Here is a 20,781-nt window from a genome sequence, read left to right on the forward strand (position 1 = left end):
ACGCTTATGGTGACAGAAACCTCATCTGCTCCTGCCCCCCAATGTCCGACTACGAAGACGAATAAACCGCCCATCGGGCCATTCTAAAGCAAATCAAAAAGCCCTCCTTTTGGAGGGCTTTTTTAATGCAAAATTAGACACGCCATGCAAATCTTCGCTCCTGTTTTGCTGGGTTTTGACCAGGCACAAATTGTGCACAAAACGTATGAAGCTTGTGTATACAAAACTGGGAGGTCACCGCATTTTAGCATTTTTCTGCCCATCAAATTGGACTAGGGTCGCCAAGTATTGGAAGTGATGGTGAGTCTGAATTTAAATGAAACGAACTGGTGTACAACGTGTCATCCCGCTAGTGTTACTGGTGCTTTCGATTTGTGGGGCATCGGCCAATGCACAATCACGAGAGCTGAGTGATTGGTTGGAAATGTCAGATGTATGCGAAGCCCTGGTATTCGATAGCGATGACTCGGTGTTCGACAGTTTTGCACCGGCTGAGCCGATAGTGGATTATCTCGGCTATGAGGATGTGATTTTGTCACATCCGAGCTCATCGCTCGTGGTGAGCGCAGTATCCCATAGCAATCATTGGTTCTTGTGTACTGTTGCCAGCAATCCGCCGTTGGACATTCGTGATGCAGACGCCTTGAAGAGTACATGGGCGGAAATACAATTCAACCTCGCGCAGGAACCTAACAATGCGGCAATCGATTTTGGCGAAGGAACCATCTTTGCTCCTGTAAGGGTGCGTTGTGGAGCCGAGGGGAAGTTGGCTGTGATAATGGCATTTACAATCGATGGTGAATTTAAAATTGGCGTAAACGATAGCTTACCATCGAGGTTTGAAAATCCTTGTCGGCCATGACTACGCGACGCAGGTGCGTCTGTTTCACCAAGCTTGGTTCATTCAGAAACGAAAAAACTCTGCTATCCTAAGTACTGAACCGCATGAAAGACAAGCCAGTCGTTAATCTCTACGTGGTGATGTGTTTTGAATGGGGAGCTGACATCTGAATAGTCAGCAGTTTTGGAGTTGGGTCCTTGATGAGTGAATTCAAAACACTGTCGATTTTGTTGTTTATGTTTTATGGACAACAGGTATTGGCGCACGCACCCTATTACACGCAATCACAACAGATGCAGACCGCTGAATTTGGTTCTGTTGAACTTAAGTTGCTACATGGTGACGGCATTATTACGACGGATCCGGTAAGGGCCATTGTTGTCGATTCAGACTATTTCGCCATTGGGACTGGACTTTCATATTATATGCGAACGAGAAGACGAACAGAGTTGCGTTGTTTATGATGCAATTGCGAGTCTCGTTTATGAGATGACCGAAGAGGATTGGGAAATTGGCCCAGTTGCCGAAACCGGAGCGAGACTCGCGCCGGTTATGTATCCTGAGGACATGGATTACGAATTTGGTTTTGCCGCGCGACCACCGACATCGTGGGAAATTGTTCGTTTTGAAGGCGCCCGAATGAAGGCATATCCGTTGTCGGCGGGTTTAGCGGTTTTGTGGTGGACATTGATTGCAATGATCATTGTCCCGTTGCTACGGAGTGTCGCCACTGTGGAAAGGGTTGAGAAACTTAAGACGACCGCCGGCATTATAACGACTGCATTGCGCAGTGGGATTGCGGTCCTCTTGTTGGTTCTCACCTATATGAGTTGGGTTTGGGTGCCTTCATCTTTGTATTCAATGGGTTTCTACGCATTAGCGGGGAGCTGTATTGCATTTGCATATTGCGGGTGGCGGCGCAGGGGATGATGACTGGCAAACGATCTGTTGTGTGAAATCAGCGCTCTATATGGCAGTGCCAAGCGGGCTTAGGAGGTTTCGAAAGGCTACCCTAAAGTCTAAGAGGTAGCCATATCATCGTCATCAAGATGCGAGATAGGTATGAGCCGCCATAAGAACCGCCGTGATCACCAGCTCTACGATCAGAGGGGGAATAACGGCTTTGTCAAAACCATCGGCAAATATGCTAACGATGCGACCAAAGGCAATAACAGCCATAAGTATTGCAACAACGATGAAGCCCAAAGTTTGACCCGTTGCCTGGCCCTGGACCAAAAGGACAACACAGGTTAAAAACATCCCGCCGATGACGGATCGAATAGTGCTAAAGCCCGGGGCACCTGCCGGTTCAACTGCAAAGTTTGCAAGCATACGACGCGGTGCGAACATTGACATGAGGCCAAGGCCCGTCAGCATAAGTGTCACAACGCCGGTGAGGAATTGGAATGTAAGTTCCATGGGATTTCCCCGGTTTGGTGTGGGATTGGATCTAAGGAAATGATGGACAGCTTGATTGGCGTTGTCCTGATAGGTTGGGCTGGCGAGATCCGCATCAATCGTGGCTTGATCCACAACGTCACCAGTGGGAAAACCTTCGACGCTTGCGTAGAAATGCCCGCTTTCAAATCGGGCATTTAACAAGCCATCGACGCCATCCACTGGGCTCCGGCGAGTAAACATAAAGCGGGTCGGCGTTTGAAGGGAATTTAATGCCGTTAGCAATTGCCTTGAACTCCTCAACTGAGGCGGTTTCCATATTTGGGCGGGCGATGCCCATTTTAGGAATTCCGCGCGCAGCTTCGGAGTCTGCATAAAGTATCGTTGACGTCACAAGTTGGCGATCCAGCAATTCATCTACCAACACGACATGCCCTAACATGTTGGTAGCCGATTATTCGACCACTCCAAACAGGGGTTGGTTTTGACTCAATTGGGCGAAGACTTGTTACCCCATGCCGAACGAGTCGAAGAAGAGATGGCTGCCGCGTCGAGAGTGATTGTTGGCCGTTATGCTGAACCAAAGGGTACGATTTATGCAATTTTGCCGCATGGGTTGGCGATGACGTCTATCATGGAGGATTTAACCCACCGCGAAGCCGACGTTTCTTTGCGGATGGCGCATGAAGTCACGAACGATGTTGTGGGGCGAAATTGGTGCAGATCTCTCTGGCAGCTCTTGCACCGTGATTTGCGTAACACGGCCCGTGTGCGGCTATTCGTTGATTTTCTTGCATATCGGATCAAAGCCCGCCGAAATGAATTTTGGGTGATGGGCACCAGCCGTAAGGGGCCGCTTTTCGTTTCAGGTTACCCTGAGTTCGTCATAGGGGATCGCAACATGGGCTTGATACGCGGGACGTTTCAGTAAACGGTTATAATATTGGTTTAAGTTTGCGTGATTACGGCGATCAATTTCTATATCAAAATATCGAAACAGCACGTGACCAAATTGAATATCTGCCAATGTGAAATAATCACCAGCGAGGAAAGGATGTCTTTCCAGTTGCCGTTCTGCAATTTGTAAAAAACCGTCGAGGGCATCGAGTGCGAAGTGGATCGCTGGGAGATCCCAATTGGCAGGTGCAGTGCGCGCGACGCGCCAAAAAATTGGGGCGGTAAAATTTAGGGCGACGTTTATCTTTGACCATTCTGCCCACTGATCAATGACAGCAAGTTGCTGGGGGTTCGTTGGCCAGAAATGGGCATCGCCATAGGTGCTCGCTAGATAACGTAGGATTGCACCAGTTTCCCAGATTGGTGCAGCTATGCCATCCTTTAGCACCGGGATGGTTCTATTGGGGTTTAGAGATTTGAATTCAGCTGTGTCGAGGCCACCATAGATGAAACCGGCGTCCACACGTTTGTAATCAAGGCCCAGTTCGCCAATGGCCCACATTAAGGCCTGCACATTAGATGAAGAGGCTCGTCCCCAGATTTTAATCATGTACCACCCTTACAATTAGGGCCATTTTGGGCGGTGACGAAAAAAGCGCAAGCCCTTGTTTGTATCAAGAGCTTGCGCAGTCAGGGAGGTTAGATGGAGGCCAAAAGGCCGGAAATTGCCGTGCGGTAGTTTGCGACGATGGTGTCGCGCGCAATGTGGCGACCGCCGGTGACTTGATGGCGACCCGCTGACCAGACATCGGTGACAACATCATCGGCAGCGGCAAAGCTAAGGCCGTCTAGCAGCTGATCATCGCGCAGGGCCAATAGCGCAGGTTGGGCGGAGTCGATGGCGACGACGTCTGCCAATTGGCCGACCTCGATTGTGCCTTTGCCACGCCCAAGGGCTTGCGCCCCCCCTTCGGCTGCGCCGAGGTAGAGCGCTTCGCCGACGGAACCTTCGCCGGGGATAATAACGTTGCGGCCAAGATCGCGCAGGCGTTGGGAATATTCCAATGTGCGCAACTCTTCGGACAGCGAAATCCGCACGTTTGAATCCGACCCCAGACCAAAAGCACCGCCCGCGGCCAGATATTCAACACCATTAAACGGACCATCGCCTAGGTTGGCTTCGGTGATTGGGCAAAGCCCTGCGACGACACCGGATTTGGCCATGTCGGTGGTTTCTTTGCTGGTCATATGCGTGGCGTGGATCAGGCACCATTGGTCATCAACGGGGTTGTTTTCCATGAGCCATTCCACCGGACGCGCGCCGAGCCAGTCTGAGATATCCGCGACCTCTTTGGGTTGTTCGGAAATGTGGATGTGGATTGGGTTATCTTCGCTGATCTTCAAAACTTCGGTCAGATCAGCGGGGGAGGTGGCGCGCAGCGAATGCGGCGCAATACCAACACGCGCATCGGCTGGTAGCGTGTCACGGGTGATGTCGCGGGCCTGCTGCACAAGGCGGCCAAAGCGATCAACATCATTGCCAAACCGCATCTGCCCTGCGGTCAATGGAACCGCGCCCGCGCCACCGTATGTATAAAGAACCGGAAGATGCGTAAGGCCAATGCCGGTTTGGCTGGCTGCGGAAAACACCCGTTCGCTGAGTTCGGTCAGGCTGTCAAATTCTGCGCCACCGGTTTGGTGATGAACGTAGTGGAATTCACCGACAGAGGCATAGCCTGCTTCTTGCATTTCCATAAACACGAGGGCCGCGATGGCTTCGTATTGTTCGGGGGTGATGTGCTGCATGAATTGATACATGAGCGTGCGCCACGTCCAGAAGCTGTCTTTGCCAGCGGCGCGCACTTCGGTCATCCCGGCCATGGCACGTTGGAAGGAATGGGAATGCAAATTGCCCAACGACGGAAGCAAAGTGTCAACAACCGTATCCGCCGCAGTTGCAACCGTATTGGGCGTGATGTCGGTGATTTTCCCACCGTCGACAGTCAAGCGGACATTATTAACCCAACCTGAAGGGGTGCGGGCGCGGGTGGCAAATATCGTCTGCATCGTCATTCCTTATGTCTAGACATAATGTATATAATCCCATATGAATTGATTCATCAAGGGAGATGAGCGCATACCATGGCAAATACTGATCACTATGTTCTGACCAACGCCAGCTTGGCGACAATGGAAGAGGGCGACGCCGCCTACGGTTTGGTCGAGGCGGGTTCGATCGCCATCGCGCAAGGGCGCATTGTTTGGGTTGGCGCGGCGGCTGATCTGCCTGCGGATTACGCGGCTTGGGATCAACGCGATCAAGGCGAGCGTTTGATTACGCCGGGTTTGATTGATTGCCACACGCATATTGTTTTTGGCGGTAACCGCGCATTGGAATTTGAAATGCGTTTGAACGGTGCATCCTATGAGGAAGTCGCGCGTGCCGGTGGTGGGATTGTTTCAACCGTTGGGGCGACTCGCGCCGCATCCTTGGATGAATTGGTAAACGGTGCGCTGCCACGTTTGGACGCGCTGATCGCTGAAGGTGTCACCACGGTTGAGGTGAAATCAGGCTATGGTTTGGATCGTGATACCGAATTGAACATGTTGCGCGCCGCGCGCCGTTTGGGTGAGCTCCGCCCTGTTCGGATCAAAACCACTTTTCTGGGGGCCCATGCAACACCAGCGGAATATAAAGACCGCGACGCCGATTACATCACCGAAGTTTGCATCCCGACCCTACACGCTGCCCACGCCGAGGGTCTGGTCGATGCGGTTGATGGGTTCTGTGAAGGCATTGCGTTTCAGCCCGACCAAATTGAGCGTGTGTTCGTAGAGGCGCAGAAACTCGGGATTCCGATCAAACTGCACGCCGAACAATTGTCCAACATTGGTGGCACCAAATTGGCGGCACAATACGGGGCGATTTCGGTGGATCATGTCGAATATGCCAATGACGAAGACGCTGCCGCAATGGCAAAATCTGGTTCTGTCGCGGTGATATTGCCCGGTGCCTTTTACACGCTGCATGAAACACAATTGCCGCCGATCGACAGTTTCCGCAAACACGGCGTGCCGATGGCTGTGGCGACGGATGGTAACCCGGGGTCGTCGCCAATGTTTTCGCTTTTGTTGGCCATGAACATGTCTTGTACGCTGTTTCGCATGACGCCCGAAGAGGCGCTTGCGGGGGCGACACGTAACGCTGCACGGGCATTGGGCCTGACTGATACCGGCATAATCCGCGTTGGATTTGCTGCTGACCTCACTGTTTGGGATGTGAAAACACCCGGCGAACTTTCCTATCGTATTGGGTTTAACCCGATCCACACTCGCATTTTCGGAGAAATGAAATGATCTCTCTTACCCCTGGTTCCGTCACGCTCGCGACGCTCAAGGAAATTTACCGTAACATGACGCCCGCGCGTCTGGACCGTGCGGCAAAGCCTGCGGTTGAAGCGGCTGCAGCCATGGTTGCCACCGCCGCTGCTGGTGAAACCGCCGTCTACGGGATCAACACCGGTTTTGGGAAACTGGCGAGCAAAAAGATCGCGCCAGAAGACACTGAGACACTTCAGCGGAACCTGATCATCAGCCATTGCTGTGGTGTTGGCGAAGCACTGCCTGAGGATAAAACCCGCCTGATGATGACGCTAAAGCTGTTGTCGATGGGGCGCGGTGCATCTGGCGTGCGTTGGGAAATCATCCAGATCATCGAAGACATGCTGGAGCATGGGGTTATTCCGGTTATTCCATCACAGGGTTCTGTTGGCGCATCTGGTGACCTTGCACCATTGGCGCATATGGCGGCGGCGATGATTGGCGCAGGTGAAGCCGTCTACAAAGGCAACCGCATGAACGCGGGCGAAGCGCTGGCATTGGCGGGTTTGACGCCTGTTATTCTTGGCCCGAAAGAGGGGCTTGGTCTGATCAACGGCACGCAGTTTTCGAACGCTTGCGCTTTGGCTGGTTTGTTTGACGCATGGCGCATGGCGGAAACGTCGATGGTTGTTGCCTCCATGAGCACCGACGCGATCATGGGTTCAACCGCGCCTTTGGTTGATGAAATTCACACATTCCGTGGCCATGCAGGCCAGATCGACGTTGCACGTCAAATGCGCGCGATCATGGAGGGATCTGTCATTCGCGAAAGCCACCTTGAGGGTGACACACGTGTACAGGATCCTTATTGCATTCGCTGTATGCCACAGGTTGGCGGTGCGGCATTGGATGTGCTGCGCGCAGCGGCTAAGACGTTGGAAATTGAAGCAAACGCTGTGACTGATAACCCGTTGGTTCTGGTGGACCGTGGCCTGATCGTGTCTGGCGGCAACTTCCACGCGGAATACGTTGGTTTTGCAGCGGATCAAATTGCGCTGGCCATTGCTGAAATTGGCGCAATTGCCCAGCGTCGTGTGGCGTTGATGGTTGACCCGACACTCAGCCATGAACTGCCCCCGTTCCTGACACCAAATCCGGGTCTGAACTCTGGCTTTATGATTGCTGAGGTTACAACCGCTGCGTTGATGTCAGAAAACAAACACCTTGCGAACCCATGCGTAACGGACAGCACACCAACTTCAGCCAACCAAGAAGACCACGTGTCTATGGCGGCCCATGGTGCGTTGCGCCTGAAACGCATGAACGACAACTTGGCGGTGATTTTGGGCGTTGAATTGATGTGTTCTGCACAGGGCATTGAGGCGCGCGCGCCTTTGGCAACTTCGCCCAAATTACAGTCTGTCGTGGCAAAGCTGCGTGAAACAGTGCCAACATTGGCCGAAGACCGCTACCTTGCGCCAGATATCGAAGCCGCGACTGCATTGGTGCGCGCAGGCGATATCGCTGCTGCAGCTGGTGTTGAGGTTGCGTCGTGAAAATTGAGCTAGAGATCAGCAAAGGCAATAGCCCATTGGTGATTGGCCTGCCACATACGGGCATTGATGTGCCCGCTGATGTGGCGGCAAACCTCAATGAAACCGGTCACGCGTTGGCGGATACGGATTGGCACATTCACGACCTGTATCGTGGTGTGTTGGACGACATCACAACGGTGCGCACCCCTGTGCACCGGTATGTGATTGACGTGAACCGCGACCCGTCAGGTGTCAGTCTTTATCCGGGTCAGAACACAACGACCCTGTGTCCTTTGACGGATTTTGACGGCCTACCTTTGTACAAAGAGGGATGCGAACCCGACGCGGCAGAAATTGAACGCCGCCGCGTTGCCTATCACGCGCCGTATCACGCCGCGCTTGAGGCAGAACTGGAATGTGTCAAAGCGATCCATGGGTTTGCAGTGCTCTATGACAGCCATTCGATCCGCTCCAACATCCCGTTTTTGTTTGAAGGTAAATTGCCTGATTTCAATGTTGGAACCAATATCGGCACAACCTGTGACCCTGAGATCGAAGCAATGACCGTTGCTGCGACGCAAAACGCCGACGGCTATAGCGCCGTTTTGAATGGGCGTTTCAAAGGTGGCTGGACAACCCGCCACTATGGCCGCCCATCTGAGGGACTGCATGCGATCCAGATGGAACTGGCGCAATCAACATACATGGATGAATGCGTGCCGTGGGCCTATCGCCCCGAAAAGGCAAATGCCCTGCGCGTTCACCTCACCCAAATTTTGAAAAACCTAAAAGACTGGAGACCAGCATGAGCGATCCTCGCAAAAATACCCGTGACGTATTCCCGGCCACTGGCACCGATATCACTGCAAAAAGCTGGATGACCGAAGCGCCAATGCGGATGCTGATGAACAACCTGCATCCAGACGTCGCCGAAAACCCGCATGAATTGGTGGTTTACGGTGGTATTGGCCGCGCGGCGCGGACTTGGGCCGATTTCGACAAGATCGTCGAAAGCCTGCAAAATCTGGAAGAAGACCAGACCCTTATGGTGCAGTCAGGTAAACCGGTTGGTGTTTTCCAAACTCACAAAGATGCGCCACGCGTTTTGATCGCGAACTCAAATCTTGTGCCACATTGGGCGAATTGGGATCACTTTAACGAGCTCGATAAAAAAGGCCTTGCGATGTATGGCCAGATGACCGCCGGGTCATGGATTTACATCGGCTCCCAAGGCATCGTTCAGGGCACCTATGAAACTTTTGTTGAGGCTGGGCGTCAGCATTACGGCGGCGATCTGACTGGTAAATGGGTTTTGACCGGTGGTCTTGGCGGCATGGGTGGCGCGCAACCTTTGGCGGCTGTGATGGCGGGCGCATGTTGTTTGGCCGTTGAATGTAACCCAGATTCAATTGATTTCCGCCTGCGTACAAAATACGTTGATGAACGCGTTGATACATTGGACGAAGCGCTGGCGCTGATCGAAAAATGGACCGCTGCGGGCGAAGCAAAATCAGTTGGTCTTTTGGGCAATGCTGCGGATGTATTCCCAGAGCTGGTCAAACGTGGCGTACGTCCTGACATCGTGACCGACCAAACCTCTGCGCACGATCCGGTGAACGGTTACTTGCCTCAGGGCTGGACCATGGGTCAGTGGAAAGAAAAGCGTGAATCTGCCCCGAAAGAGGTGGAAAAAGCTGCGCGCGCGTCGATGAAAGTCCAAGTGAAAGCGATGTGTGATTTCCACGCGATGGGCATTCCGACCGTTGATTATGGTAACAACATCCGTCAGATGGCGCTTGAGGAAGGTTTGGACAACGCGTTTGATTTCCCAGGGTTTGTTCCTGCGTATATTCGCCCATTGTTCTGTCGCGGCATTGGCCCGTTCCGTTGGGCGGCGCTGTCTGGTGATCCAGAAGATATCTACAAAACAGACCAAAAAGTTAAAGAGCTGGTTGACGACGCACACCTGCACAACTGGTTGGATATGGCGCGCGAACGTATTGCGTTCCAAGGTCTGCCAGCGCGGATTTGCTGGGTTGGTTTGGGCATTCGCCACAAGCTGGGTCTCGCGTTTAACGAAATGGTGCGCAATGGCGAACTAAAGGCGCCAGTTGTGATTGGACGTGACCACCTTGATTCAGGGTCTGTTGCATCGCCAAATCGCGAAACCGAAAGCATGATGGACGGCTCTGACGCTGTTTCAGATTGGCCGCTGCTGAACGCTTTGCTTAACACTGCGTCTGGTGCGACTTGGGTGAGTTTGCATCATGGTGGTGGTGTTGGGATGGGCTTTAGCCAACATTCTGGCATGGTGATTTGCTGTGATGGTTCTGATGATGCGGAACGTCGTATTGGTCGCGTTCTTTGGAATGATCCGGCGACAGGTGTGATGCGTCACGCTGATGCGGGTTATGAAATCGCCAAAGACTGCGCGCGTGAAAACGGTTTGGATTTGCCGGGCATTCTGTAAGACACTGTTCTTTGAATACAGGAAAGGGCGTGCAATTTGCGCGCCCTTTTATTTTTGGGCATCACTGATTGCTTGACGTATCGCATCAACAAATTCTGCGGGTTGGCAAACACCATATACCCTGATTGAGGCTGCGTTTCCTATCCACAAAATGTTGAACGGAAACCACATAAACCGTTGAGTTTTCATTGTAAACCTTAGGCTGCTCAGTTCATTTCGTTGCTCTAGAAACTCTGGCCAATCGACGGTGAAGGTTTCAATGTCCTGAACCGGAATTGAGCGGTTTGCAGGGGAAAAGGTAATGTAATCAGCGCTGATTTTGATTTCTTTGACTGTCGAATATGAGGTCCATATCATTGCCGCAGCGATCGAAAGACCAAAAGCGGCAACGACAATTTTAGCGGGCACCTCTGGTTCCAAAACAGCGATTACGACAAAACCGAAAAGGATCAGAAGGGCGAAAAAAATCGCAGTCCAAGCCTCAAGTTTCCGCTTCACTTTAAAAGTCGTCATTTGAAAAACCTGTCATTTTCGGCGTGAAATTCGCCGTATGGTTTTTATGCAGAAACTATGCAGCTTTTATATGGTTTTTATGCAGACGATTTGTGGTTTTTAAATTTGTCTTTTGCGCTGATGTAGGGTTTGGCGTGTTGGCCATTGGGACCACAGAACCGCAAAAAAGATGATGCTGCCGCCGACAACGGTGAGGGGCGCTGGATATTCGGTCAGGATGAGCAACGCCAAAAGCGGGGCCAGCGGTGTTTCGATTGTGGACAGCAACGCGGTTTCGGACGCGGGCAAGCGGCGCGCGCCTTCGCTGAGGGTGACAGAGGCAATCGCAAACACCAGACCAAAGGCAATGAGGATCGGCATTTCAGAGGGCGGTGCGGCAAAGGGTTCACCGTAAAACAGTGCGACGGGCAGCAACACCACCGATGACATTGCAGCGGGCAGGGCGGCGGTGGTGTTAGGCCAAAGGCGATAGATCACCATCGTGGCCGACATCATCAGCGTCATCCAAAGCGCCAGCATATCCCCGGTCAATGTACCCGACCCAAGCGAGCCCGAAACAATCAGCACAACACCAGCAAAAGAAACCACGCTCGCTATCAGGGTTTTGCGATTTGGGGCCTCTTTTATAAACACCCAAGAGAGGGCCGCCGCGACAAAGGGTGCGGCGGCATAGATCACAGTGACATTGGCGATACTGGTGAGTTTAAAGGCCGGGATAAACGCCGCTGTCCCCAATGCCATCACAGCCGTCACCAAAATGGCCGGGCCGCGAAAGGCTTTGACCTCAGCCACTAGTGTGCCGCGGATTGCCATGTATGTCAGGGTGAACAGCGCCGCCGCGACGCCGCGCCAGAAAATGACACCCCAGGCGTCGGTGTTCACGCCTTTGGTGAACAACCCAGCGGTACTAAAAACAAAAGCAGAGACAAGCACCAAGGCGACTCCGCTGGAACGAGAAAGGGGGTGAGACATCAGGTGTGGTCCTTGTGATTTTTTCTGGCCTGATTTTGTGCCTAACAGAGGTCTACTGACATGTATCTGTCAGTAGTGATGTGGTAGGTTAAAGAAACACCAAAGGACACGTTATGGCCCGATCTGCGCGACTGTTTGAAATTATCCAATTGCTGCGCGGTGCCAGCGGACCGATGCGGGCGGTCGATATTGCGGCGGCGCTAGAGGTGACACAGCGCACGGTTTACCGCGATGTTGCATCGCTTCAGTCGATGCGGGTGCCGATTGAGGGGGCAGCGGGTGTTGGGTATATTTTGCGCCCCGGATTTGATTTGCCGCCCTTGAATTTCGATGTGGAAGAGGCCGAGGCGATTACCGTTGGTTTAAGCATGATTGCGCGCACGGGCGACAAGGGATTGCAGCGCGCGGCGCGGCGTGCGGCGCGAAAAATAGCGGATGCCACGCCGCTGAGTGAAACGTTGTTTTCGTCAACATGGGGACCTGAGGCCAGTGATCGTGTGGATCTGTCTTTGGTGCGTGATGCGATCCGGGAGGAACAGAAACTACAGTTGCAATACCTTGACGCCCAAAACATCGAAACGACGCGAGTGATCAAACCGGTGGCTGTGGTCTATTATTCAGAATCAATCGTGATTGCGGGGTGGTGCGAATTGCGCGCGGATTTTCGACACTTTCGCCCGGACCGCATTGTTGGGTACGACATTTTGCCCGATCATTTCCGGGGGGAGGGTCGAGTGCTGCGTCAAAGATGGGCCCAAGACCATGCAGGGGATTTATAAGGCGATGGGTTGTGGTGCAATTCACCCAAGTGATCAAAAGAATGCGACCTACGCTAGACATCCCCGGCGACTTCGCGCAGAGAATGCCAAACACATCGGTCGGGTGTGCAAACAGATCTGAGGCAATTCCATGTGGGTGCGGTTGGAAAAAATCAATCACGTTCAGGGGCTAAAGCGGTTTTACGTGCTTAGCCTCACTCAAACTTTGTTTGGCGAATGGAGCCTGACCCGCGAATGGGGCCGAATTGGTGCATCCGGTGGGCAGCGCAAAGTGTCGCATTTTGATACGCTGGATGAGGCAAAGTCTGTGTTCAACATCCTAAAGGCCAATAAAGAAAAGCGTGGGTATTCAACGCTTCCGGTTCAGATGCAGTTGTTTTCAGCGCCAAAGCCACGCCGTTTGCATTAACGCTGGCACGTGTCCTATTCTATTGTGCAGTTGCAGAAACTCTATTTGCCACCTATGAAAACCGTTAAGTTTTTCAACTTTGGCAAGGATGCCGGCAAAAATGATGTTCAAGCGTGCAACACCTGAGGCGATTGTTGGGCATGGCGTTCAGTTGAACGATGTGACGTTCGCCGTTGAAGGGCGCAACATCATTTCAGCGCTATCGCTTGATCTGGCAGAGCAGCGCGTTGGGATTGTCGGGCGGAACGGATCGGGCAAATCGACGTTGGCGCGGCTGATCACCGGGTTGATTGCCCCGACAGAGGGCAGCGTTTTGGTGGCGGGTGTTGACGTCGCCAAAGATCGCAAACGCGCCATTCAGGCGGTTGGGATTTTGTTTCAGAATCCAGATCACCAGATCATTTTCCCGACGGTCGAAGAAGAAATCATGTTTGGCCTGACGCAGCTTGGGGAAAGCAAAGTGGTGGCAAAGGCGGGCGCGGCTGAGGTTCTGGCGCAGTTTAACCGCAGTGATTGGGCCGAAAAATCAATCTACACATTGTCCCAAGGCCAGCGGCATTTGGTGTGTCTGATGGCGATTTTGGTGATGCAGCCTAAGGTGATTGTGCTGGACGAACCCTATGCGGGTTTGGATATTCCGACGATGCGGGTTTTGAACCGGTATCTGCGGGGATTGGATCAGCAGGTGCTGCACATCACACATGATCCACATTCATTGACGGATTACGACCGGGTGCTTTGGATCGAAGAGGGTCGGGTGCATCGTGAAGGATCTGCCGCCGATGTTTTACTGGCGTTTGAATCAGAAATGATCCGATTGGGGGACGTTGATGATCTCGCTCACATCCCCGATTAAAACACCGTTTCACAAGATTCCTGCCGGGGTCAAGCTGGGCCTGCTTAGTCTGTTCACTGCCAGCCTGTTTTTAAGCGAAACGCTGACAATGCACGTGGGCGCGGTTGCGTTGACCGTTGCGTTTTATCTGATCGGTGGCGTTGCGTTTGCCAAATCTGGTTTCAAAATGCTGAAACCCCTATGGCCATTTTTGGCGATCATCATGCTGTGGCATGTCGTGACGGACACGACACCAGCCGGGGTATTGATCACGCTAAAACTGGTCGCAGCGGTCGGGATGGCCAACCTTGTGACAATGACCACACGGCTCGATGAAATGATCGTGGTGCTGGAATGGCTGATGACACCTTTGCGAAAGCTGGGCGTGCGCACCGGGGCTGTTAGCATCGCAATTGCACTTGTTGTACGATTTACGCCGGTTTTGGCGCAGAAGGCAACGTATCTAGGCCAATCTTGGAAGGCCCGGTCGCCTAAACGGGCGGGGTGGCGCATCGTTGCACCCTTTGCCCTTTTGGCGATTGATGACGCGGAACATGTCGCCGAAGCGCTGCGCGCACGCGGTGGTATAAGAGACGAAACCGGGGCATAATCCCCACCAAATACGGAGAATAATATGGAACGTAACCTCGTATTGGTCGCATTGTTTGCAGCGTTGATTGCAGCCCTTGGACTGATCCCCCGAATAACCCTAGGGAGCGGTATTCCGATCACCGCCCAATCTATGGGTATAATGTTGTGTGGCACTGTATTGGGCGCGCGTCGCGGCGCTTTGGCTGTTTTGCTGTTTTTGGGCTTGGTCGCCCTTGGTTTGCCGTTGCTCGCTGGTGGTCGTGGTGGCCTTGGCGTGTTTACAACACCTTGGGCAGGCTTTTTGTTTGGCTTCCCGGTTGCGGCATATGTCACGGGGATGGTCGTTGAAAGGGTACGCACGGGCAATCTGAATATGGTTGCGGCGATTGCATCTGTGGTGGGTGGCATTGGTGGCCTGTATTTGGTTGCGATCCCTTATTACATGATCATGAAACCAGCCGGTTTGACCGAAGCGTTGGTGACAGCGATGGCGCCGTTTATGCCGGGTGATCTGATCAAGGCTGTTTTGGCTGGTCTGATCACTGCGGCAATTTACAAAGCCCGCCCGTCAGCGGTTTTGTCGCGCGCATGACAGAGACTGACATCAAATCCCTTTTGATGTCGCGTCGATCGGTTCGGGCGTATTTGCCCGATCCGGTTTCAAAAGAACGGGTGGCAGGGTTGCTGGAACAAGCACGCTCTGCCCCCAGTGGTGCAAATTTACAGCCGGGGCGCTATCATGTGTTGACCGGTGGTGCGTTGCACAATCTGTCAGAGGCCTTGGCGCAGGCGATTGCTGAAAAGCGCCCGCAGGTTTCTGAGTATTCCTATTTTCCCGATCCGATGCCAGCAGCGCTAAAACAGCGGCAACGCGATGCAGGGTATGCATTGTACCGCGTGTTGGGGATTGAACGCCGCGATATAGCGGGGCGCAAGGCGCAGTTTGATCTGAACTACCGATTTTTTGATGCGCCTGTGGCCATTGTTGTCAGCATTGATCGTGCGATGGGCAAAGGGTGTTACATGGATCTCGGCATGTCCATCATGGCGTTTTTGACGGCGGCGACGGGGCAGGGGCTTGGCACTTGTGGTGTTGGGGCGCTGGCCAATTACGCCGATGTCGCGCACGACGTTTTGGGCCTGCCTGAGGATGAATTGGTGGTCTGCGGGATCGCGCTTGGTTGGCCCGACGAAACAGCGCCAGTGAACCAGTTCTGCACCACCCGCGAACCGCTGGATGTGTTTAGCAGTTTTCACGGGTTTGACGATCAGGCCTGAAACGTAACGGCTGTGCCAATGCCACCCGCCGCAGCGATGGCCGCAAGTCCGTTGCCGGTTTTCAATTCATGAAACAGACGCACCGCGAGCACCGCGCCAGAGGCCCCAATGGGGTGACCGCGCGCCAATGACCCGCCTCCGACATTGACAGTTTCAGGATCTAAATCAGCGCCATGGACACAAGCGATGGCTTGGGCGGCGTAGGCTTCCATGATTTCTGTGAGGCTGAGGTCAGGTGGGGCGATTTTGCGGATTGCGGCGACCGGCGCGAGGCCGGGTAGGTTAGGCGTGCCGCCGATGGTGGCCCCATCTAAAATGCGCAGGGCGCGCGCCGCGTGTTTGGCAATGCGTTCAGAAACAACCAAACAAAACGCCGCGCCGTCTGCGGCGACCGATGTGTTTGCAGCTGTGACTGAACCGGTAATCTGTGGGGCTCGTGCCGCTAAAGCGGGGGTTAGGTTTCGGGTAAACGGATCATCTGTTATCCCGGCGATAGGTGAGACGATTTCAGCCCGCATACGTGTTTGGGCGAGGCGGGCTTTTTGATGGCTATTGACGGCCCAAGCGTCTTGGGCTTCGTGCGAAATACCTAGGGTCTGGGCCAAAACGTCGGCGGCTTCGGACATGGCGGGGTCACGGTCAGGCCATGGGGTAAAAGGCGCTTGATCATAAGGGATAGCAGCACCGCCCTCTGGATTAGGGTGGGCGCGCAGCGGACGGCGTGAATAGGTTTCTGCTCCGCCTGCCAATACAATTTCTGCCTGACCAGAAGAGATGAGCGCCTTTGCCAACATCAGGGTGTCTAGTCCGCCGCAGCATTGTCGATCAATGCTTAGACCTGCAACTGTTTCCGGTAGGCCTGATGCTAAGGCCGCGATGCGCGCAGGGTTGCCGCCCGCACCTAGGGCATTTGATAAGATCAATTCATCCACTTGATCCGGTGCGATGTTCGCGGTTTCTAAGCAGGCCAAAATCGGGGCGCTGGTCAAGTCGTGTAACGCGAGTGAGGCAAAGGCCCCGCCACGCGGTACAATGGGGGTGCGATAGGCGGCGATGATAAATGCGCTCATTTGATGCAGCCTTTCAATGCTTGGAGATCGGTTTTCCCACTGGGAAGAGTGGGCCATTGGGATATGCTGATCAATTGTCGTGGTGATTTCAGTGGGCCAAGCGTCGTGCGGCAATGTTTCAGTACAGTCTCCGCGTCCCCCCCTTGAATGAAGCCCCGCAGGATGTGGCCACGTTTTTCATCGGCCACAGCTATGATGGCTGCATTTTGAATTTCTGGCTGGCTGAGTAAAAAGGTTTCGATCTCTTCGGGGTAGATGTTTTGATCTGCAATAGCGACCATACGATCATACCGACCCTTCAGGGTGAGGTTTCCGTTCTCATCCAGTGCGCCGCATTCGCCGACAGTGATCCTATCGTCAACGCGCTGTGTTGCGGGGGCGGCAGGGCCGATATAATCATCAAAAAGGTAAGGGCCAGAAACCCAAACCAACCCATCGGCTCCGGCAGGTTGGGGGGTGCCGTTGGCATCGAGAATACTGATCTGCGCGCCGGGATAGGCTTGCCCAACGGAACCTTCGGGTGTGGTGTGATCTGCTAGCGCGATAAAGCTGGTTTCCGAGGCGCCGTAAAATTCGAATATATCAGCGTTGGGAAATTGGGTTTGAGCATGGGTACGCGTTGCGGTGTCTAACCTTGCACCGCCGATTAGCAGCTTGCGCAGGTTTTGACAGGGTGCGCCGCACAGGCCGCGAATTTGGGCTGGGGTGGCATAGAGAATAGATATTTGATTTTGGCTGAGCGCCTGCATTTGTCGATCTGGGCGCTGCCCGGTGAGGATATGCAAATCAGCGCCGAGATGCACGGCCTCCATTGCACCATAAAGCGCGAGCGAATGGCTGAGCGCGCCCAAAACGGCGTAGGTATCTTGGGCTCTAATGGCCCACATCCCCGCGTTTCGCTCAAAGCTTTTTATCCAGCTCAGGTGGCTCCGCCGGATGGCACGGGCGGTTCCGGTGGTGCCGGATGACATGCACTGAAGCTGCGGCCCAACCTGTGCAAAACGGGTGACCCTTGCAGGCATTTCATGAGGCAGGCAAAACCCAGCGTTCGCATTTATTGCGGCGAAGATATCTTTCAAGAGATGCTGTTTGTCACCGAACACCTGCGTTTCGGGGTGCCAATGAAATCTGTCAGACATTGATTTGGGCAGCACTTTGTTGGGATGTGAGCGTGTAGGTACCTTCGAGCCATGGAATGAGCGACACCGCGGGTTCAATCGCCCGCAGGCGGATCAAACGGCGCAGGGTGGTTGCGATCATTTCAGCGACATGCTGCGGGTATTCTTCGGTGGTGAAGAGTGAAAGATGCCGGGCAAACCCTTTGCCCGGGAAAGGGAGCAATTGGATCTGTTTATGAAACCGTTTTGCGCGAATGAAACCGGTTGGCGTGGTGATCGCCCATCCGCCACCATCTGCGATCATCCCCATGATGGATTGGTTGCTTTCGAATTCAAAACGCCCGGGCAGGGTAATGCCGATCCGGCGAAGTTGCGTTGATATTTGACCGCCAATGATATGGCTGTTCGCGTATCGTAAAAAGGGCAGGGTTGATTTCCCGGCTAGGTATTCTTCGGCGGATAATGTGCGTTCGATCGGGGCCGCCAGAACAAATGGATCGCGAAACAGCGGAAATTCGATTAAATCGGACAGATCATCATGCGGGCGATTGGCGACGCCTATATCGAGCTTTCGTTTGCGTAGTAGCGTCAGGATTTCATGGCTGGGGCGTGTAAAATGCGAAAACTCACAGCTTTGCATCCCATTGGCGAGAATACGGGCAAGCTCCGGTCCGATTTCTGCGTCAAAATCATCAATCAACCCTAAGCGCAGGCTGCGTGCTTCGATAAGATTTCCAGCGGCGACTTCGACTTCGGCAGCGCGAATTTGGCGCAATGCTTCGTCAACACGCCTTAGAAAGCTGGTGCCGGCCGGGGTTAGGACCATTGGACGGCGGTGATGGTCGATCAGTTTAACGCCAAGGGCGGTGTCCAAACTGCGCAAGTGGTGAGATACCGTGCTCACAGACAATCCGGTTTCAGAGGCAACGGCCTGCACTGATCCCGTGCGTGCGGCGAGTTGAAACACTTCGAGCCATTTTAAACTGAGACGTGATCGTTGCATTTTATTCCCTTAGGCGGTGTCACCTTGCATTTGGGTATAAAGCAAAAAACAAACCATTGCAGGCAGTTTTAAGGCATTGGCCCGCGCAACTTTTTCGGGTGTGTAAAATCCCGCTTTGTCCAGTAAATTGACAGTTCCGATGACGCGCCCGGCGACCTCGACCGGGATGTTAACAATGCTTTCGCAACCTAATGATTGAATGAGCGCATAGTCAGGGAGCAAGACGGCTATTTCTTCGATGCTATTGGCAACGAATGTTTTGCGGTCCCGTAACACTTGATTGCTCCAATCCGATGTATCGGCTGGTTTGCGGCCATATACGGGGTAAGCGTCGGGCATGTTGGAGTAAAACCGCGCATATTCCATTGTCTTTGGGTCGACGGTTGTGAGTGTGAACAAACGCGCACCCACGTTCTGTTGAAGGAGGGCTTCGAATGCTTGTAAATAAACATCTGATCGGTCTGAAGCAGACGCAACAGCGTTTAAAAAATCTGATGTATCGATCATTTTGACCTCAGTTGTGTAAGCAGCCCAGGATAGTTGGCTTAGTGGTAAGTTGTTTATCCAAGAAGGGTTGCCATATTTCGACCTCTTATGTCGGGTTCGGAGTTTACGGACGGTGATTGGGCGCCTAGCCTTCAAGGATGGATATGTGAAAACAAAGCTTTGGGAATTGTGCAATGATTGACCAACGGACTATCCCCCTTACGGAAAATTTTGGAGTAGAGGTTCAGGGCGTGCAACTGGGCCAAATCAAAGCTGGCGCTGAGTTTGACCAACTGCGGAGCATGTTTGAGGAACATTCAGCCCTGCTGTTTCGGGCGCAAGACATTGACGATGAACAACACCTCGCGTTGGGAAAATTGTTTGGCCCGATTGAAGATCGGCTCGCGGATGAACGAAAACCGGATGAGGCCTATGTGGTCCCACGTGTTTCAAATGTCCTGAAGGATGGGACTTTATCCGGCGAAATGGATCTGCACACGCTGCATCTAAAGGCCAATATGATGTGGCATGCAGACAGCACATTTATGCCAAACCCTGCGCTCACCAACATCTTGGTCAGCCGAGTGACCACTTCTCATGGCGGCGCAACCGAATTTGCATCTACTCGGGCTGCGTGGTCGCAAATGCCCAAGGCCTTGAAGGTAAAAATCGAAGGGCGGGGTATCTGGCACAAATACAGCCACTCTCGTGCCCGTATTTCGCCAGAACTTGCAGCGTTGCCAATGTTTCATAAATGGCCTGATCAGCATTGGAATGCTGTATGGAAAAACCCGTCGAATGGGCGAGAGGCGCTTTATATCGCAAGTCATGCTTTTAAGATTGACGGATACAATGAGGCTGAAAGCCAAGTTATATTGGACGAATTGATGGCGTTTTGCACACAGCCGCAGTTTGTATATCGACATGAGTGGTCCGTAGGGGATGTTCTGATTTGGGATCAACGTGCGGTTTTACACAGGGCTACGCCTTGGCCGCAGAATGAACCGCGCACACTGACCAGTATTTGCGTTTCAACAACGGATCGAGACGGCCTGTCGCTGATGCGGCATCAGTCGGATGCAAACTAAGACAAACAAAAGATGTGCGGCGCTTATTCGTCAAAGCGCCGCGTCCGGATAGACTAATCATGCGTTTAGTTCCTCGGATATGTCATATTTGGGTCGTAGTTTGTTTGGTTTACGACAGTGCAATTTTTATGTGCGCCCATGCTTAGGATTTGCGCGGTTGTTCCGATGTTGCTGTAC

24 protein-coding genes are annotated in these 20,781 nt (G+C 53.2%); 14 read left to right on the forward strand and 10 right to left on the reverse strand.

Annotated features, from left to right (window positions below; translation table 11 throughout):
* The first annotated feature begins 316 nt into the window (after positions 1 to 316).
* Positions 317 to 862 (forward strand): hypothetical protein, encoded by a 546-nt coding sequence (locus G9C99_RS18045; protein ID WP_166418941.1) that lies wholly within the window; start codon positions 317 to 319, stop codon positions 860 to 862.
* 357 nt (positions 863 to 1,219) lie between these two features.
* Positions 1,220 to 1,771: a hypothetical protein gene (locus G9C99_RS18050; protein ID WP_166418942.1), complete on the forward strand. Its 552-nt coding sequence runs from the start codon at positions 1,220 to 1,222 to the stop codon at positions 1,769 to 1,771.
* Between the two features lie 114 nt (positions 1,772 to 1,885).
* Here G9C99_RS18050 and G9C99_RS18055 read toward each other — a convergent pair whose 3' ends face one another.
* Together G9C99_RS18055 and G9C99_RS18060 are read right to left on the reverse strand one after the other, a co-directional pair.
* Positions 1,886 to 2,461: a DUF4345 domain-containing protein gene (locus G9C99_RS18055; RefSeq protein ID WP_331460031.1), complete on the reverse strand. Its 576-nt coding sequence runs from the start codon at positions 2,459 to 2,461 to the stop codon at positions 1,886 to 1,888.
* On the reverse strand, positions 2,424 to 2,681 hold the full coding sequence (locus tag G9C99_RS18060; protein WP_166418943.1) for a hypothetical protein: 258 nt from the start codon (positions 2,679 to 2,681) through the stop codon (positions 2,424 to 2,426). Before G9C99_RS18060 ends, G9C99_RS18055 begins: the two co-directional genes overlap by 38 nt.
* A gap of 42 nt (positions 2,682 to 2,723) precedes the next feature.
* Between G9C99_RS18060 and G9C99_RS18065 the strand changes: the two genes are divergently transcribed.
* Positions 2,724 to 3,170: a hypothetical protein gene (locus G9C99_RS18065; RefSeq protein ID WP_231704138.1), complete on the forward strand. Its 447-nt coding sequence runs from the start codon at positions 2,724 to 2,726 to the stop codon at positions 3,168 to 3,170.
* Here the strand turns inward: G9C99_RS18065 and G9C99_RS18070 are convergent.
* On the reverse strand, positions 3,105 to 3,746 hold the full coding sequence (locus G9C99_RS18070) for a glutathione S-transferase family protein (RefSeq protein WP_166418944.1): 642 nt from the start codon (positions 3,744 to 3,746) through the stop codon (positions 3,105 to 3,107). The two genes, G9C99_RS18065 and G9C99_RS18070, sit on opposite strands and share 66 nt — an antisense overlap.
* A gap of 89 nt (positions 3,747 to 3,835) precedes the next feature.
* Positions 3,836 to 5,203: a formimidoylglutamate deiminase gene (locus tag G9C99_RS18075; protein WP_166418945.1), complete on the reverse strand. Its 1,368-nt coding sequence runs from the start codon at positions 5,201 to 5,203 to the stop codon at positions 3,836 to 3,838.
* Positions 5,204 to 5,278: 75 nt separating this feature from the next.
* Between G9C99_RS18075 and hutI the strand changes: the two genes are divergently transcribed.
* From hutI to hutU, 4 genes are read left to right on the forward strand one after another with little or no spacing between them, the layout of a single operon-like run.
* Entirely contained in the window at positions 5,279 to 6,493 is a 1,215-nt protein-coding gene (gene hutI / locus G9C99_RS18080) for an imidazolonepropionase (RefSeq protein WP_166418946.1), read from the forward strand.
* On the forward strand, positions 6,490 to 8,013 hold the full coding sequence (gene hutH / locus G9C99_RS18085; RefSeq protein ID WP_166418947.1) for a histidine ammonia-lyase: 1,524 nt from the start codon (positions 6,490 to 6,492) through the stop codon (positions 8,011 to 8,013). The genes hutI and hutH overlap by 4 nt, the downstream gene beginning before the upstream one ends.
* Positions 8,010 to 8,801, forward strand: a complete 792-nt coding sequence (gene hutG, locus G9C99_RS18090) for an N-formylglutamate deformylase (protein WP_166418948.1) — start codon at positions 8,010 to 8,012, stop codon at positions 8,799 to 8,801. Before hutH ends, hutG begins: the two co-directional genes overlap by 4 nt.
* Positions 8,798 to 10,462: a urocanate hydratase gene (gene hutU / locus G9C99_RS18095; protein ID WP_166418949.1), complete on the forward strand. Its 1,665-nt coding sequence runs from the start codon at positions 8,798 to 8,800 to the stop codon at positions 10,460 to 10,462. The genes hutG and hutU overlap by 4 nt, the downstream gene beginning before the upstream one ends.
* A gap of 48 nt (positions 10,463 to 10,510) precedes the next feature.
* Here hutU and G9C99_RS18100 read toward each other — a convergent pair whose 3' ends face one another.
* Complete coding sequence (locus G9C99_RS18100) at positions 10,511 to 10,975, reverse strand: hypothetical protein (RefSeq protein WP_166418950.1); 465 nt, start codon at positions 10,973 to 10,975, stop codon at positions 10,511 to 10,513.
* 99 nt (positions 10,976 to 11,074) lie between these two features.
* Positions 11,075 to 11,947: a DMT family transporter gene (locus tag G9C99_RS18105; RefSeq protein ID WP_166418951.1), complete on the reverse strand. Its 873-nt coding sequence runs from the start codon at positions 11,945 to 11,947 to the stop codon at positions 11,075 to 11,077.
* A 113-nt stretch (positions 11,948 to 12,060) separates the two neighbouring features.
* On the opposite strand from G9C99_RS18105, the gene G9C99_RS18110 reads away from it, so the two are divergent.
* The 6 genes from G9C99_RS18110 (at position 12,061) to G9C99_RS18135 (ending at position 15,839) form a co-directional block, all read left to right on the forward strand.
* A complete protein-coding gene (locus G9C99_RS18110; protein WP_166418952.1) occupies positions 12,061 to 12,726 on the forward strand; it encodes a helix-turn-helix transcriptional regulator in 666 nt (221 codons plus the stop codon).
* Positions 12,727 to 12,856: 130 nt separating this feature from the next.
* A complete protein-coding gene (locus G9C99_RS18115) occupies positions 12,857 to 13,135 on the forward strand; it encodes a WGR domain-containing protein (protein ID WP_166418953.1) in 279 nt (92 codons plus the stop codon).
* Between the two features lie 100 nt (positions 13,136 to 13,235).
* A complete protein-coding gene (locus G9C99_RS18120; protein WP_231704139.1) occupies positions 13,236 to 13,991 on the forward strand; it encodes an energy-coupling factor ABC transporter ATP-binding protein in 756 nt (251 codons plus the stop codon).
* On the forward strand, positions 13,966 to 14,580 hold the full coding sequence (locus G9C99_RS18125; RefSeq protein ID WP_166418954.1) for an energy-coupling factor transporter transmembrane component T family protein: 615 nt from the start codon (positions 13,966 to 13,968) through the stop codon (positions 14,578 to 14,580). Before G9C99_RS18120 ends, G9C99_RS18125 begins: the two co-directional genes overlap by 26 nt.
* A gap of 24 nt (positions 14,581 to 14,604) precedes the next feature.
* On the forward strand, positions 14,605 to 15,153 hold the full coding sequence (locus tag G9C99_RS18130; protein ID WP_166418955.1) for a biotin transporter BioY: 549 nt from the start codon (positions 14,605 to 14,607) through the stop codon (positions 15,151 to 15,153).
* Complete coding sequence (locus tag G9C99_RS18135; RefSeq protein ID WP_166418956.1) at positions 15,150 to 15,839, forward strand: nitroreductase; 690 nt, start codon at positions 15,150 to 15,152, stop codon at positions 15,837 to 15,839. Before G9C99_RS18130 ends, G9C99_RS18135 begins: the two co-directional genes overlap by 4 nt.
* Here G9C99_RS18135 and G9C99_RS18140 read toward each other — a convergent pair.
* The 4 genes from G9C99_RS18140 to G9C99_RS18155 are packed head-to-tail and all read right to left on the reverse strand — an operon-like array spanning position 15,830 to position 19,537.
* A complete protein-coding gene (locus G9C99_RS18140; RefSeq protein ID WP_166418957.1) occupies positions 15,830 to 16,909 on the reverse strand; it encodes a thiolase family protein in 1,080 nt (359 codons plus the stop codon). The two genes, G9C99_RS18135 and G9C99_RS18140, sit on opposite strands and share 10 nt — an antisense overlap.
* A complete protein-coding gene (locus G9C99_RS18145; protein WP_166418958.1) occupies positions 16,906 to 18,048 on the reverse strand; it encodes an AMP-binding protein in 1,143 nt (380 codons plus the stop codon). The genes G9C99_RS18140 and G9C99_RS18145 overlap by 4 nt, the downstream gene beginning before the upstream one ends.
* Positions 18,041 to 19,030, reverse strand: coding sequence for a LysR family transcriptional regulator (locus tag G9C99_RS18150; RefSeq protein WP_166418959.1), 990 nt, complete (start codon positions 19,028 to 19,030; stop codon positions 18,041 to 18,043). The genes G9C99_RS18145 and G9C99_RS18150 overlap by 8 nt, the downstream gene beginning before the upstream one ends.
* A gap of 9 nt (positions 19,031 to 19,039) precedes the next feature.
* Complete coding sequence (locus G9C99_RS18155) at positions 19,040 to 19,537, reverse strand: GAF domain-containing protein (protein WP_231704140.1); 498 nt, start codon at positions 19,535 to 19,537, stop codon at positions 19,040 to 19,042.
* Positions 19,538 to 19,710: 173 nt separating this feature from the next.
* Here G9C99_RS18155 and G9C99_RS18160 point away from each other — a divergent pair, with 173 nt between their 5' ends.
* Positions 19,711 to 20,604, forward strand: a complete 894-nt coding sequence (locus G9C99_RS18160; RefSeq protein WP_166418960.1) for a TauD/TfdA dioxygenase family protein — start codon at positions 19,711 to 19,713, stop codon at positions 20,602 to 20,604.
* Positions 20,605 to 20,781 lie beyond the last annotated feature (177 nt).

It is taken from the genome of Cochlodiniinecator piscidefendens (genome assembly GCF_011326755.1).
In the GTDB taxonomy this organism is placed as follows: domain Bacteria; phylum Pseudomonadota; class Alphaproteobacteria; order Rhodobacterales; family Rhodobacteraceae; genus Cochlodiniinecator; species Cochlodiniinecator piscidefendens.